The sequence below is a fragment of the Bacillus sp. FH genome (assembly GCF_052216825.1).
GTDB lineage: Bacteria > Bacillota > Bacilli > Bacillales > Bacillaceae_G > Bacillus_A > Bacillus_A paranthracis.
In genome coordinates this window covers 2149377-2162855 of record NZ_JBQOUU010000001.1, presented here as the reverse complement: position 1 = coordinate 2162855, position 13479 = coordinate 2149377, and the positions used below count along the sequence as shown (strand labels likewise).

Genomic DNA, 13479 nt, shown 5'->3' with positions numbered 1-13479 from the left:
GGAGGATGTTTTAAATGAAAAAATTATTACTGACAGCACTTATTTCAACTTCAATTTTTGGGTTAGCTGCTTGTGGCGGGAAAGATAACGATGAAAAGAAACTAGTTGTTGGTGCTTCTAACGTACCGCACGCTGAAATTTTAGAAAAGGCAAAACTGTTACTTGAGAAAAAAGGAATTGAATTAGAAGTGAAAAAATTCCAAGACTACGTATTACCAAATAAATCGTTAGCAGATAAGGATTTAGATGCAAACTACTTCCAGCACATTCCGTATTTAGAAAAAGAAATGAAAGATAAAAAATATGATTTTGAAGTAGCAGGAAAAATTCATTTAGAACCGATTGGTGTATATTCTCAAAAATATAAGAGCTTAAAAGAACTTCCAGACGGAGCGACAATTATTATGAGTAATTCAGTTGCTGATCATGGACGTGGTTTAGCAATTTTACAAAAAGAAGGCATTTTAAAAATTAAAGATGGGGTGGATCCAGTTAAAGCAACTCCAAAAGATATTGCGGATAACCCGAAAAACTTGAAATTCAAAACAGATATTGAGCCTGGTTTATTACCACAGGTGTATAACAATAAAGAAGGCGACGCGGTTTTAATTAACTCGAACTATGCAATTGATGCGAAGTTAAACCCAGAAAAAGATGCAATTGCAATTGAAAGTAATGATTCACCATACGCAAACGTAGTAGCTGTTCGTAAAGGCGATAAAGATAAGAAAGAGATTAAAGCTCTTGTAGAAGTATTACATTCTAAAGAAATCGAAGACTTCATTAATAAAGAATATAAAGGGGCAGTTGTTCCTGTAAAAGAATAATTGCTGTAAAAGGGCTGGTGTATGCCAGCCTTTTTTATAACTACATAATTATACGGGAGAAGGGGACATCATATGAAAAAGATTCTATTGTCAGTTGTTACAGCGTTGTCTGTATTTACATTAGCTGCTTGCGGAGGGAAAGAGGAGAATAAGCTTGTTGTGGGAGCTTCTAACGTACCGCACGCTGTTATTTTAGAAAAGGCACAGCCGATATTAGAGAAAAAGGGAATTAAATTAGAAATTAAAAAATTCCAAGATTATGTGTTGCCAAATAAAGCGTTAGCGGATAAGGAAATTGATGCGAACTACTTCCAACACATTCCTTATTTAGATAAAGAAATCCAAGAAAAAGGATATAAAATTGTAAACGCGGGAAAAATTCATTTAGAGCCAATGGGTATTTATTCGAAGAAATATAAAAGCTTAAAAGACTTACCAGATGGCGGGACAGTGATTATGAGTAATAACGTAGCGGAGCGTGGCCGTATGCTAGCACTGTTACAAAAAGGCGGCGTTATTAAACTAAAAGACGGAGTAGATGTTGTGAAAGCAACAGTAAAAGATGTTGTAGAAAATCCGAAAAACTTAAAGTTTAAAACAGATGTAGAGCCTGGGCTTTCACCAAAGTTATATGAAAATAATGAAGGTGATGCATTATTTATTAATTCAAACTATGCAATTGACGCAAAATTAAATCCAACAAAGGATGCGATTGCGATTGAAGGATCAGACTCTCCGTATGCAAATATTATTGCAGTTCGTAAAGGTGACGAGAAGAAAAAAGAAATTAAAGAGCTAGTAGAAGTACTGCATTCAAAAGAAATTCAAGATTTTATTAATAAAGAATATAAAGGTGCTGTACTTCCGGTAAGTGAATAAATATAAGGAAAGGACTGGAAAATTACCAGTCCTTTTTTCTTTATATAAATAAGAAGAAAGGTGTATCATAGAAAGATGTGAAGGAAATACTTATATACATTTGTGAAAAAATTGTTACTTTTTTTCGTCGTTTGCGATATCATTTTATTTGATATAAAATTAGAATGAGAATAAAATGAGAATATGAACGTTTTAGGAATTTTTAAAATGTATATATAGGATTAATGGAGGTATTGAGATGGCTGGTTCTACATTAACGGTTAAAGACTTACACGTATCAATTGATGGCAAAGAAATTTTAAAAGGTGTAAACCTTGAAGTAAAAGGTGGAGAAATCCACGCAATTATGGGACCTAACGGAACAGGTAAATCAACTTTATCTTCTGCAATTATGGGTCACCCAAAATATGAAGTAACAGAAGGTAGCATCATCATCGACGGTGAAGATGTATTAGAAATGGAAGTAGATGAGCGCGCACAAGCAGGTCTATTCCTAGCAATGCAATATCCAAGTGAAATTAGCGGAGTAACAAACGCTGACTTCTTACGTTCTGCAATTAACGCACGTCGTGAAGAAGGCGATGAAATTTCTCTTATGAAATTTATCCGTAAATTAGATAAAAACATGGAATTCCTAGAAATGGATCCAGAAATGGCACAACGTTACTTAAACGAAGGTTTCTCTGGCGGTGAGAAAAAACGTAACGAAATTCTTCAATTAATGATGATTGAGCCAAAAATCGCAATCTTAGACGAAATTGACTCAGGTCTTGATATCGATGCATTAAAAGTTGTATCTAAAGGTATTAACGAAATGCGCGGCGAAGACTTCGGTTGCCTAATGATTACGCATTACCAACGTTTATTAAACTACATCACTCCAGACTTCGTTCACGTTATGATGAACGGTCGTATCGTTAAATCTGGTGGACCTGAGCTTGCACAACGTCTAGAAGCTGAAGGTTACGACTGGATTAAAAAAGAATTAGGTATTGAAGACGAAACAACAGAGCAAGAAGCGTAAGAGAGGAGCATAAACATGACAATCGGTACATTACCTTTCGATCAAGAAACAATCCGTCAACGCGCAAGCGAAGTAAACGAAGCAGCTTGGTTGACTGAGTTCCGCTTACAAGCTCTTGCACAAGCAACTGAACTTCCAATGCCAACTCCTGATAAAACGAAAATTGACAAATGGGACTTTATCGGAAAAGGCGACGCTGCTAAGCAAGAGCCTGTAAGTTCTTTAACAGAGCTTCCAGAAGCAGTGAAAAACTTAATCGATGAAAATAACAGTGTATTAGTGCAACGTACTGGTACAACTGCATTCGTTTCTTTAGCAGACGAAGCAAAAGAAAAAGGTGTTATTTTCACAGACATCGTAACAGCTGCAACTGAGCATGCTGAACTAGTACAAAAGTACTTAATGAAAGACGGCGTGAAGGTAGACGAGCATCGTCTAACTGCACTTCATGCTGCATTAATCAACGGTGGTGCATTCGTATATGTTCCGAAAAACGTTGTTCTTGAAACTCCACTTCAAGCTGTATTCTTAGTAGACGGCGAAGAAGCTAACGTATATAACCATGTATTATTCGTAGCTGATGCGAACAGTACTGCAACTTATGTAGAAAACTACGTTGCAAATGAAAATGCTAAAGGTATTGCAAATATCGTAGCAGAAGTAATCGTGGAACAAGGCGCACAAGTGAAATTCGGTGCGGTTGATCTATTAGCAAAAGACGTAACAACTTACGTTAACCGCCGCGGTATTGTTGGACGCGACGGCCGCGTTGATTGGGCTCTAGGCCTTATGAATGACGGAAACACAATTTCAGAGAACGTTACAAACTTAATGGGCGACGGTTCATATGCTGATACGAAAACAGTAACAATTGGCCGTGGTAACCAAACACAAAACTTTACAACTAAAGTTGTTCACTTCGGTAAACACTCTGAAGGTTGGATTTTAAAACACGGTGTACAAAAAGATAGTGCAACATCTATCTTTAACGGAATTGGTAAGATTGAACACGGTGCATCTAAGTCAAATGCACAACAATCTTCTCGCGTTCTTATGTTAGATGAGAAAGCACGCGGTGATGCAAACCCAATTCTTTTAATTGACGAAGATGATGTTATGGCAGGTCACGCAGCTTCAGTAGGTCGCGTAGATCCAACTCAACTATACTACTTAATGAGCCGTGGTATTCCAAAACGCGAAGCAGAACGTTTAGTCATCCATGGATTCTTAGCACCTGTAGTTAATGAGCTTCCAATTGAAGGAGTAAAGGCACAGCTTGTTGAGGTAATTGAAAGGAAAGTTCGCTAATGAATATTCATGAAATACGCAAACAGTTTCCAATTCTTGATCAAAAAGTGAACGGCAAACAACTTGTTTATTTCGATAGTGCAGCAACTTCTCAAAAACCAATTCAAGTCATTGAAACGTTAGAACGTTACTATAAAGAATACAATTCTAACGTGCATCGCGGTGTTCATACGCTCGGTACGAAAGCTACCGACGCGTATGAAGGTGCACGCGAGAAAGTTCGCAAGTTTATTAATGCGAAATCAATGGAAGAGATTATTTTCACGCGCGGAACGACAACTGCATTAAATACAGTAGCGGCTAGCTATGGTCTTGAAAATGTAAAAGAAGGCGATGAAATCGTTATTTCTTACATGGAGCACCATAGTAACATCATTCCGTGGCAGCAAGTTGCGAAGAAAACTGGTGCAACTTTAAAATATCTTCCGCTTCAACCAGATGGGACAATTTCAATAGAAGATGCTCGTCAAACAATTACACCGAATACAAAAATCGTTTCTATCATGTATGTTTCTAATGTACTTGGAACGATTAACCCTGTAAAAGAAATCGGGGCAATTGCACACGAAAATGGCGCAATTATGGTCGTTGACGGTGCACAAAGTACACCTCATATGAAAGTGGATGTACAAGATTTAAATTGTGATTTCTACGCATTATCTGCTCATAAGATGTGCGGCCCTACAGGTATCGGCGTATTATATGGTAAGAAAGAATTGCTAAACAATATGGAGCCAATTGAATTTGGCGGTGAAATGATTGATTTCGTAGATTTACAAGAATCTACTTGGAAAGAGCTTCCGTGGAAGTTCGAAGCAGGTACGCCGATTATCGGTAATGCAATCGGACTTGGTGCGGCAATTGATTTCCTAGAAGAAATCGGTCTTGATAATATTGAAAAGCATGAGCATGAATTAGCGCAATACGCTTTAGAAAGACTATCAGAAGTAGATGGCGTTACAATTTATGGTCCAAAGCATCGCGCTGGTCTTGTTACATTTAATATTGAAGACGTACATCCTCACGATGTAGCGACAGTATTAGATGTAGAAGGTATTGCGGTTCGCGCAGGACACCACTGTGCACAACCGCTTATGAAGTGGCTGAAAGCTTCTTCAACAGCACGTGCAAGCTTCTATTTATATAATACAAAAGAAGAAATTGATACATTTGTTGAATCGCTAATCAAGACAAAGGAGTATTTCACAAATGTCATTTAATAATTTAGATACGTTATATCGTCAAGTTATTATGGATCATTATAAGAATCCTCGTAACCATGGCGTGTTAGAAGATAGTGTTACAGTGAACTTGAACAATCCAACTTGCGGCGATCGTATTCAACTTACGATGAAAGTAGAAGAAGGTATTGTGCAAGAAGCGAAGTTTGAAGGAGAAGGATGTTCTATCTCAATGTCTTCAGCTTCAATGATGACACAAGCAGTAAAAGGTAAGAAAATTGAAGAGGCACTTCAGCTTTCTAAAATTTTCTCTGACATGATGCTAGGAAAAGAGTACGATGACAGCATCGATTTAGGAGATATTGAAGCATTACAAGGCGTATGCAAGTTCCCTGCACGTATTAAATGTGCAACATTAGCGTGGAAAGCGTTAGAAAAGGGCTTAAACGAAGATAAGTAATGTTAAAGGTTCCTAAAAACGAGGTTATCTAAGGAGGGACACACCAACATGGCGAAGCAACTGCCAGATATCGGCGATTATAAATATGGTTTCAAAGACAAAGACGTTTCGATTTTCCGTGCTGGACGCGGTTTAACAAAAGAGATCGTTGAAGAGATTTCACGTATGAAAGAAGAACCACAGTGGATGTTAGACTTCCGTTTAAAATCACTGGATAAGTTCTATGAAATGCCAATGCCACAATGGGGCGGCGACTTAAACGACTTAGATTTCGATGAAATTACGTACTACGTAAAACCATCTGAGAAATCTGAGAAGTCTTGGGATGAAGTACCTGATGAAATTAAAGCTACATTTGATAAATTAGGTATTCCAGAAGCTGAGCAAAAGTATTTAGCTGGTGTATCTGCACAGTACGAATCTGAAGTTGTATACCACAACATGAAAGAAGACCTAGAAGCTCTAGGAATCGTCTTCAAAGATACAGATAGCGCATTAAAAGAGAACGAAGATATTTTCCGTGAGCATTTCGGAAAAGTAATCCCACCGACAGACAACAAATTCGCAGCATTAAACTCTGCAGTTTGGTCTGGTGGATCATTCATCTACGTTCCAAAAGGTGTTAAAGTTGATACACCACTTCAAGCGTATTTCCGTATTAACTCTGAAAATATGGGACAATTCGAGCGTACGCTTATCATCGTAGACGAAGGCGCACACGTACACTACGTAGAAGGTTGTACAGCACCTGTTTACACGACTAACTCACTTCACAGTGCGGTAGTAGAAATCATCATTAAGAAAGATGCATATTGCCGTTATACAACAATCCAAAACTGGGCGAACAACGTATACAACCTAGTTACAAAACGTGCGGTTTGTGAAGAAAACGCAACGATGGAATGGATTGACGGTAACATCGGATCTAAATTAACGATGAAATACCCAGCAGTTATCTTAAAAGGCGAAGGCGCTCGTGGTTTAACATTATCTATCGCGATTGCTGGTAAAGGCCAACACCAAGATGCTGGTGCGAAAATGATTCACTTAGCACCAAACACGTCTTCAACAATCGTTTCTAAATCGATTGCGAAGCATGGTGGTAAAGTAACTTACCGTGGTATCGTACACTTCGGACCAAAAGCGAAAAACTCTCGCTCTAACATCGAGTGTGACACGTTAATCATGGATAACCAATCTACATCTGATACAATTCCTTACAACGAAATCAAAAATGATTACGTTTCACTTGAGCACGAAGCGAAAGTATCGAAAGTATCAGAAGAACAATTATTCTACCTAATGAGCCGCGGTATTTCTGAGCAAGAAGCTACAGAAATGATCGTAATGGGCTTCATCGAGCCATTCACTCGCGAACTTCCAATGGAATACGCAGTTGAAATGAACCGCCTAATCAAGTTTGAGATGGAAGGTTCTATCGGTTAATATATGTATGAAGAAAGCGCCCTGCTGTGCAGGGCGCTTTTTTATTGTGTGAGCTGGGCTTGGGGTGGGGTTAGCCGAGATACCTAGGTGGGTTTCTGACTAAATATATCAGCGATTTTTCAAATATATCGACGATAACTCCGAATATATCGGCGATTATTTCAATATATCGACGATTCGACAAGGAATATCGACTTATCAACAAATTACGACAAAAGAAATTCTTCATATACCCTGCAACATTTTATATGAAAGGGGACCGACTGGAAGTAAGGCAAAGATACTGACAAATCCACTGGTGAATCCAATTGAAAAAAGACCTGCGAATCTCCTGTTGAACTTTCTGACAAATCCCCGCTCTACCAACAAATCCCCAGACTGGAAAAAGTAAAGTTTCTCATATAAAAAGGGCAATCTTTTGCTTTTTCTCACAATGCGAGTACAATGTAAAATAGCAAGAAAAGACGAAAAGTATTTACAGGATTATTGCGTGCGCATAGCGTAAATGGCAGTAAGGAACTGAGAGGAGGTTTTTTCTCTGAATATAAATAAAGAAACAATTATCCACCTTTATCATACAAACGATATACATAGTCATTTTGAAAATTGGCCGCAAATTTCTCGGTTTGTACAAGGAGAGAAAAAGCGAAGACAGGAAGCGGGAGAGACTGTTTTAACTGTAGATATCGGCGATCATGTGGATCGTTTTCATAGTATTTCGGAAGCGACGAATGGGCTTGGCAATACGAAACTTTTAAATGAGGCTTTATATGATTATGTAACGATCGGAAATAATGAAGGAATTACGTTAGCGAAGGAGCATTTGAATCGTCTATATGATGATGCTGGATTTGAGGTGCTTGTCGCGAATTTATTTGAAAAAGAAGGGGTACGTCCAGAGTGGGCAAAGCCTTATAAATTACATACAACGACAGATGGGATTACGATTGCTTTTATCGGATTAACGGTTGCGTATCCAGAGTTTTATCAAATGTTAGATTGGCATATTGAAGATCCAATTGAGCATTTAGAGTCTATTTTAGAAGAAGTGAGAGATGAGGCTCATATAACGGTTGTCCTTTCTCACCTTGGAAAAAGTATGGATGAGTATATGGCGGAGCAGTATGATATAGATGTTATTTTAGGGGCACATACGCATCATTTATTTGAGCGTGGTGTTCTTATGAATCATACGTTACTTTGTTGTTGTGAAAAGTGGGGACGTTACGTTGGGCACGTTCAGCTTACTGTGGATAAAGAGACGAAGAAGCTGTTGAAAAAGGATGGTAGAGCGATTAAGACTGAACGTTTAGGTGCTTATAACAAACCATTATCCACAATTGAAGCGCTGCAGGAAGAAAGTAAATATATTATGGAAGAGCCTGTCGTTCATTTAAAGGAATCATTACCGGTTGATTGGTTTCATGAGACAGCATTTTCGCACATGTTAGCAAATGCGCTGAAAAACTGGTGCGATGCAGAAATTGGCATGGTAAACGCCGGTGTACTTCTTGAAGGATTAGAAGAAGGCGTTGTGACGCGCGGAGATATTCACAGAATTTGTCCACATCCAATTAATCCATGCCTATTAAAAGTGCCGGGGAAAACGTTAAGAGAAGTGATCTTGAAAGCACGTCGCCCGAATATGGAGAACCTTGAGGTAAAAGGGTTTGGATTTCGGGGGAAAGTAATGGGGAAAATGATTTACGCTGGTGTAGAAGTCATTCCAGATACGATTCCCGGGAATAAAATTTTACTCGAAGATGTATTAATTAACGGAGAATCGCTTGAGTTAGATCGTATATATACAGTAGGAACGATTGATATGTTTACATTTGGGTACTTATACCCAGAGCTATCCACACTTTCTAACAAACAATATTATATGCCAGAACTACTTAGGGATGTGTTAGCAGACATGTTAATAACTTATACATCTTCTGTCAAACTATAGGCTAGTTAACTTGTAACACTCATTTTTCTCTTGTCATACAGATAAGAAAGAGAGGAGTGTGAACTATGGTTAATGTAGAGCCGATTATAATCGATAATTATACGTTTATTGCGGTTAGCGTCAAACTTCCAAAGACAAATTTGCTAGCTGTAATGAGCGATAAAGGATATATTATGTGCGGTGCATTAGATGTAGGTCTTTTAAATGAGAAGTTAGGAGATCGTGGTATTATTGCTGGTCGCGCGGTTGGTGTAAGAACGATTGAACAACTTCTTGAAGCACCGCTAGAATCAGTAACGATTGAAGCCGAATCGTTAGGTATTACGGCTGGCACAATCGGAAAAGAAGCATTATTAAAAATGAGATAAGCATATATCGTCCCTCCTTCTTGCATAGAAATGATATAAGAAGGAGGTTTTTTTATGAGTATATTTCGTTCGAAAAATTCGCGGTTTCGAAGGGGACCTATTTCCTTTCGGCACATACTGCTTATGTCGTGTATTCTTTTTGTCATATTACTCGTGCAAGGATTATGGATTGTGAATAGCAGCATTCAGCCGACGTTAATGAAATATGGAGAAGTAGAGACACATAAAATGGCGACAGCGGTTATGACGAAGGCGGTAAAAGATAGAATTGATGAGGGATTCGATGTCGATTCATTAATGAAAGTACAAAATGATAAAAACGGGAAAGTATCCACAATTAATTTAAATACGAAGCAAGTAAATGAAATCGTAACGTCAACGACCACATACATAGAAAAGTATTTACAGCAAGTAGAACAAGGGAATTTGAAGGGACTAGATATTTCTGAAAAAAATGGGGCAACGATGGCAGTTCCGTTTGGCCGTGTAACAAATAATGCGCTTCTTGGAAATATCGGACCCGATATTCCAATTGATTTCACGACGATTGGTCATGTAAATACGGATATTAAACAAAAAATTGAGCCGCACGGAATCAATACGACAGCGATTCAAATTATTATGGAGATGGAAGTTACGTTGCAAGTCATTATTCCATTTCATACGAAAGAAATAAAAGTGAAACAAAATGTTCCAATTGCGACGCGCATCGTTCAAGGGGAAGTGCCTACTTATTACGGAAGCGGAAGTGTTGTTGTACCTGATAAAAAGAAAACGGATAGTTAGCCATAAATAAAAAATAACCGTAGCAATGTGCTACGGTTATCGTTTTGTATTTGCGCGTTCTTTTCGCTCCCAAAGACTTAAGTGCATGTAGGGGTCGAAAGCCCATTCTGTATAACCATTGTCTTTATACATGCCGAAATGTAGGTGAGGCGGGAATTTTCCAGCTGTGCCGGGAGGACCGTAACCGGTGCTACCAACAAATCCGATTACTTTTCCGGGTTCGACAATTTGTCCAAGCTGTATCTCTTTTGAGAACCCGCCTAAGTGAGCGTAATAATGATAATTGTTATGAAGGTCACGAATACCGATGCGCCATCCGCCAAGGCGGTTCCAGCCTTTTGTTTCAATAATGCCATAGCAAGTGGATCTTACTGGTACGCCATAGCCTGCGAATATATCGGTTCCTTCATGAACTCTTCTTCCCCCAAAACTTCTTCCAGCGCCAAAAGTACTACGGTAGCTATGGTCACTACGAATCGGAAGAGGGAACGCATTTCCTTCTAAATTAATACGTCCGTAATGTTTATAAATTTGGGCGTATTCGGTAATTAAATCAACTGTTTTTGCACGTCTATAATATTCCCAGAGCATGATTTTAATACGTTCTTCTGACGTTCCTTGTTTCTTTAAAATCGTTGCTGCTGTATGCAAAAGATCACGGTCGTTATTTGCATTTGCAAATCCATCTTTGTCACCATCTAAACCTAACCCGCCAAATAGAGCAATTGTGTGGGGGAGAGTGTCGTTACCATTAACAGGTCCAGCCCATATTTCTGGTTTGAAATAAAGGGAAATGATGGCATCTGGTTTTTTCGGAATATCTTTTCTTACGCTCCGTATATTTCTTTCGTATTGATCCATTGCAGCTAAGTAATACCACGGAATGCCTGAAGATTGCTCGGTTTCTTTATATAGTGCCATGCGCTTTTCGTATATGCTTTGCTGATTATCTTCACCGTAAGCGATGTTTTGGTGGAGAAGAAAGCAAATCGAAAGCAAAAGAGAAATTTTTCGAAGCATGAAATAGACTCCTTTCACATCATCACTCTTTTTAGTGTGGGATATACGGAGTATTTCATTATAGGGAACGATTGGAAAAAATCTTAGAATCTTCATTTGAGCAAATCGCTTTCATACGTTAGAATAGATATGTTACATTGAAAGAAGCGAACACGGTAAACTATTTCATATTGTGCGGAGTTGATAACCATGACAAAACAAACAGAATATAAGCGCAAGCCCGAATGGTTGAAAATTAAGTTAAACACGAATGAAAACTATACAGGCTTAAAGAAAATGATGCGTTCTAAAAATCTTCATACAGTTTGTGAGGAAGCAAAATGTCCGAATATTCATGAATGCTGGGCTGTAAGAAAAACAGCAACATTTATGATTTTAGGTGCGGTTTGTACACGTGCTTGTCGTTTTTGTGCGGTTAAAACAGGCTTACCAACTGAGCTTGATTTACAAGAGCCAGAACGCGTAGCAGATTCTGTAGTACAAATGGGCTTAAAGCACGTTGTTATAACAGCGGTTGCACGTGATGATTTAAAAGATGGTGGAGCAGCTGTTTTTGCTGAAACAGTACGCGCTGTACGTCGTAAAAATCCATTTACGTCAATCGAGGTATTACCATCTGATATGGGTGGAGTAGAAGAAAACTTAAAAATGTTAATGGATGCAAAACCAGATATTTTAAACCATAACATTGAAACAGTACGTCGATTATCTGACCGAGTTCGCGCTAGAGCAAAATATGATCGTTCATTAGAGTTTTTACGTCGAGCAAAAGAAATGCAGCCTGATATTCCAACTAAATCGAGCATTATGGTGGGCTTAGGTGAAACGAGAGAAGATTTAATTGAGGCAATGGATGACTTACGTGCAAACAATGTGGATATTTTAACTCTTGGACAATACCTACAACCATCTAAGAAGCATTTACCAGTTCTTAAATATTACCCACCAGCGGAATTTGCAGAGCTAAAAGAAATTGCACTTAGCAAAGGCTTTAGCCACTGTGAAGCTGGCCCACTTGTGCGTTCTTCTTACCATGCGGACGAGCAAGTTCGTTCTGCAAAAGAAAACACAGCAGAAGCAAAATAATGAAAAAAGAGAGCTAATGATTAGCTCTCTTTTTGTTTGTACTCCAAAACAGTATTTGAACATGTTAATAAAATCTTTTTTAATTCTTCTGTGGATAATTCAATTGTAAATTCAGGTACACCAGGTGTAATTAAAATTTTATCGTACGTATAAATAGCGTTATCCACAATAATTGTTACATCGTGTGCATACCCGAAAGGAGCTACACATCCTGGCGTACAACCAGTTTTGTCTCGCAGTTCATCAGCGGAACAGAGAGATAAGCGTTCTCCTGTTAGTTCTTTCATCTCTCCGCGGTTAAGCCTTGTGCCCTCTAACGTGAAAAATACGTAATAATCTCCAGCCTTTGATTTTAAAAATAAGCTTTTACTTGGAGTACCTTGTAAGCCAAGCCTCTCGCGTACGATCCGATCTGTCTCATAATCGAGTACCGGTTCGTGTTCGAATTTTTCATAAGAAACATTTGTTTTATGTAGTAAAGCAAGTACATCTTCGTACATATGGAGTGATACCCCTTTCTATTATTAGTACAGTTTCTTCTCGTGGCGTCAACTGAATGTGTTGGAAAGAGATATTACTTGGACGGTGCTTTCCATAATCGTTTTAGGCTACATTGTTCATTAATTGTAATTTCGTACATATCAGGATTCGTTAAAGCTCTCCATTCATGAAAGCCGATCGTATGATCAAAGTGCTTTAAAATGAGCGTAAGTAAGTTTCCATGTGTAACGAGTAATATTGTAGTATGGTTTAATTTTAAAACGTCTTCGATAAGCGATATAGCACGGTCCGTTGCTTGTTTCGTTGACTCTCCGCCTGAAAAGGCAATATCTATATTTGTAAAAGTAGATTCTAGTTTTTGCATCCAATCGTCCATTGAAACGTCGCTTAATATGCGTTCAGCTAATCGTTCATCTTCTTGGATAGACAAATTAGCTTGGAGTGCATAGGGCCGAATAGAATCGATAGCTCGCACAAATGGGCTTGAAATAATATGATCTATTTGTAGTTGGTTTTCTAAAAGGAATGTGGCAAGGGTGTTTGCTTGTTTTTTTCCATCGGTCGTTAATTCGGCATGACGTTCTTGTCCAGCGGCTGAACAATGTCGTATGACAATGATTTTCTTCATAATTCATCCCC

Annotated in this window: 14 protein-coding genes; 11 read left to right on the top strand and 3 right to left on the bottom strand. The window is 38.4% G+C overall.

The genetic code is table 11. The features are described from left to right. Nucleotides 1-14 precede the first annotated feature (14 nt). The 10 genes from metQ (ACTT1L_RS11550) (at nt 15) to yunB (ending at nt 10233) form a co-directional block, all read left to right on the top strand. Nucleotides 15-827, top strand: coding sequence for a methionine ABC transporter substrate-binding lipoprotein MetQ (metQ, locus tag ACTT1L_RS11550; RefSeq protein WP_442821915.1), 813 nt, complete (start codon nt 15-17; stop codon nt 825-827). 72 nt (nt 828-899) lie between these two features. Then, entirely contained in the window at nt 900-1706 is an 807-nt protein-coding gene (gene metQ / locus ACTT1L_RS11545) for a methionine ABC transporter substrate-binding lipoprotein MetQ (protein WP_000722401.1), read from the top strand. A gap of 238 nt (nt 1707-1944) precedes the next feature. After that, a complete protein-coding gene (sufC, locus tag ACTT1L_RS11540) occupies nt 1945-2730 on the top strand; it encodes a Fe-S cluster assembly ATPase SufC (protein WP_000929157.1) in 786 nt (261 codons plus the stop codon). Nucleotides 2731-2745: 15 nt separating this feature from the next. After that, on the top strand, nt 2746-4038 hold the full coding sequence (sufD, locus tag ACTT1L_RS11535) for a Fe-S cluster assembly protein SufD (protein ID WP_000152165.1): 1293 nt from the start codon (nt 2746-2748) through the stop codon (nt 4036-4038). Beyond that, nucleotides 4038-5258 (top strand): cysteine desulfurase SufS, encoded by a 1221-nt coding sequence (sufS, locus tag ACTT1L_RS11530; protein ID WP_001020761.1) that lies wholly within the window; start codon nt 4038-4040, stop codon nt 5256-5258. The genes sufD and sufS overlap by 1 nt, the downstream gene beginning before the upstream one ends. Further along, on the top strand, nt 5248-5679 hold the full coding sequence (gene sufU / locus ACTT1L_RS11525) for a Fe-S cluster assembly sulfur transfer protein SufU (RefSeq protein WP_000009523.1): 432 nt from the start codon (nt 5248-5250) through the stop codon (nt 5677-5679). Before sufS ends, sufU begins: the two co-directional genes overlap by 11 nt. Nucleotides 5680-5727: 48 nt before the next feature. Beyond that, nucleotides 5728-7125, top strand: a complete 1398-nt coding sequence (gene sufB, locus ACTT1L_RS11520) for a Fe-S cluster assembly protein SufB (RefSeq protein WP_001118823.1) — start codon at nt 5728-5730, stop codon at nt 7123-7125. 538 nt (nt 7126-7663) lie between these two features. Further along, nucleotides 7664-9079 (top strand): bifunctional metallophosphatase/5'-nucleotidase, encoded by a 1416-nt coding sequence (locus tag ACTT1L_RS11515; RefSeq protein WP_442821967.1) that lies wholly within the window; start codon nt 7664-7666, stop codon nt 9077-9079. Between the two features lie 65 nt (nt 9080-9144). Then, complete coding sequence (locus tag ACTT1L_RS11510; protein ID WP_000248464.1) at nt 9145-9447, top strand: YunC family protein; 303 nt, start codon at nt 9145-9147, stop codon at nt 9445-9447. A 54-nt stretch (nt 9448-9501) separates the two neighbouring features. Further along, on the top strand, nt 9502-10233 hold the full coding sequence (gene yunB / locus ACTT1L_RS11505) for a sporulation protein YunB (RefSeq protein ID WP_071742159.1): 732 nt from the start codon (nt 9502-9504) through the stop codon (nt 10231-10233). A gap of 36 nt (nt 10234-10269) precedes the next feature. Here yunB and ACTT1L_RS11500 read toward each other — a convergent pair whose 3' ends face one another. Next, on the bottom strand, nt 10270-11253 hold the full coding sequence (locus ACTT1L_RS11500; protein ID WP_000944673.1) for a M23 family metallopeptidase: 984 nt from the start codon (nt 11251-11253) through the stop codon (nt 10270-10272). 189 nt (nt 11254-11442) lie between these two features. Here ACTT1L_RS11500 and lipA point away from each other — a divergent pair, with 189 nt between their 5' ends. Continuing rightward, nucleotides 11443-12339 (top strand): lipoyl synthase, encoded by an 897-nt coding sequence (gene lipA, locus ACTT1L_RS11495; protein WP_000166370.1) that lies wholly within the window; start codon nt 11443-11445, stop codon nt 12337-12339. A gap of 20 nt (nt 12340-12359) precedes the next feature. Here lipA and ACTT1L_RS11490 read toward each other — a convergent pair whose 3' ends face one another. Both ACTT1L_RS11490 and ACTT1L_RS11485 read right to left on the bottom strand, forming a co-directional pair. Beyond that, a complete protein-coding gene (locus ACTT1L_RS11490) occupies nt 12360-12839 on the bottom strand; it encodes a YbaK/EbsC family protein (protein WP_076875593.1) in 480 nt (159 codons plus the stop codon). A 74-nt stretch (nt 12840-12913) separates the two neighbouring features. Then, the gene (locus ACTT1L_RS11485; protein ID WP_061131754.1) at nt 12914-13468 is read right to left on the bottom strand and encodes a histidine phosphatase family protein; all 555 of its coding nucleotides are present in this window, start codon (nt 13466-13468) and stop codon (nt 12914-12916) included. Nucleotides 13469-13479: the final 11 nt, after the last annotated feature.

What these genes read in the sequence shown, in the direction of transcription:
- sufC (WP_000929157.1), top strand. Translation starts at nt 1,945, where the DNA reads ATGGCTGGTTCTACATTAACGGTTAAAGACTTACACGTATCAATTGAT.
- sufD (WP_000152165.1), top strand. Translation starts at nt 2,746, where the DNA reads ATGACAATCGGTACATTACCTTTCGATCAAGAAACAATCCGTCAACGC.
- metQ (WP_000722401.1), top strand. Translation starts at nt 900, where the DNA reads ATGAAAAAGATTCTATTGTCAGTTGTTACAGCGTTGTCTGTATTTACA.
- lipA (WP_000166370.1), top strand. Translation starts at nt 11,443, where the DNA reads ATGACAAAACAAACAGAATATAAGCGCAAGCCCGAATGGTTGAAAATT.
- sufB (WP_001118823.1), top strand. Translation starts at nt 5,728, where the DNA reads ATGGCGAAGCAACTGCCAGATATCGGCGATTATAAATATGGTTTCAAA.
- metQ (WP_442821915.1), top strand. Translation starts at nt 15, where the DNA reads ATGAAAAAATTATTACTGACAGCACTTATTTCAACTTCAATTTTTGGG.
- ACTT1L_RS11510 (WP_000248464.1), top strand. Translation starts at nt 9,145, where the DNA reads ATGGTTAATGTAGAGCCGATTATAATCGATAATTATACGTTTATTGCG.
- ACTT1L_RS11485 (WP_061131754.1), bottom strand. Translation starts at nt 13,468, where the DNA reads ATGAAGAAAATCATTGTCATACGACATTGTTCAGCCGCTGGACAAGAA.
- sufS (WP_001020761.1), top strand. Translation starts at nt 4,038, where the DNA reads ATGAATATTCATGAAATACGCAAACAGTTTCCAATTCTTGATCAAAAA.
- ACTT1L_RS11500 (WP_000944673.1), bottom strand. Translation starts at nt 11,253, where the DNA reads ATGCTTCGAAAAATTTCTCTTTTGCTTTCGATTTGCTTTCTTCTCCAC.
- yunB (WP_071742159.1), top strand. Translation starts at nt 9,502, where the DNA reads ATGAGTATATTTCGTTCGAAAAATTCGCGGTTTCGAAGGGGACCTATT.
- sufU (WP_000009523.1), top strand. Translation starts at nt 5,248, where the DNA reads ATGTCATTTAATAATTTAGATACGTTATATCGTCAAGTTATTATGGAT.
- ACTT1L_RS11490 (WP_076875593.1), bottom strand. Translation starts at nt 12,839, where the DNA reads ATGTACGAAGATGTACTTGCTTTACTACATAAAACAAATGTTTCTTAT.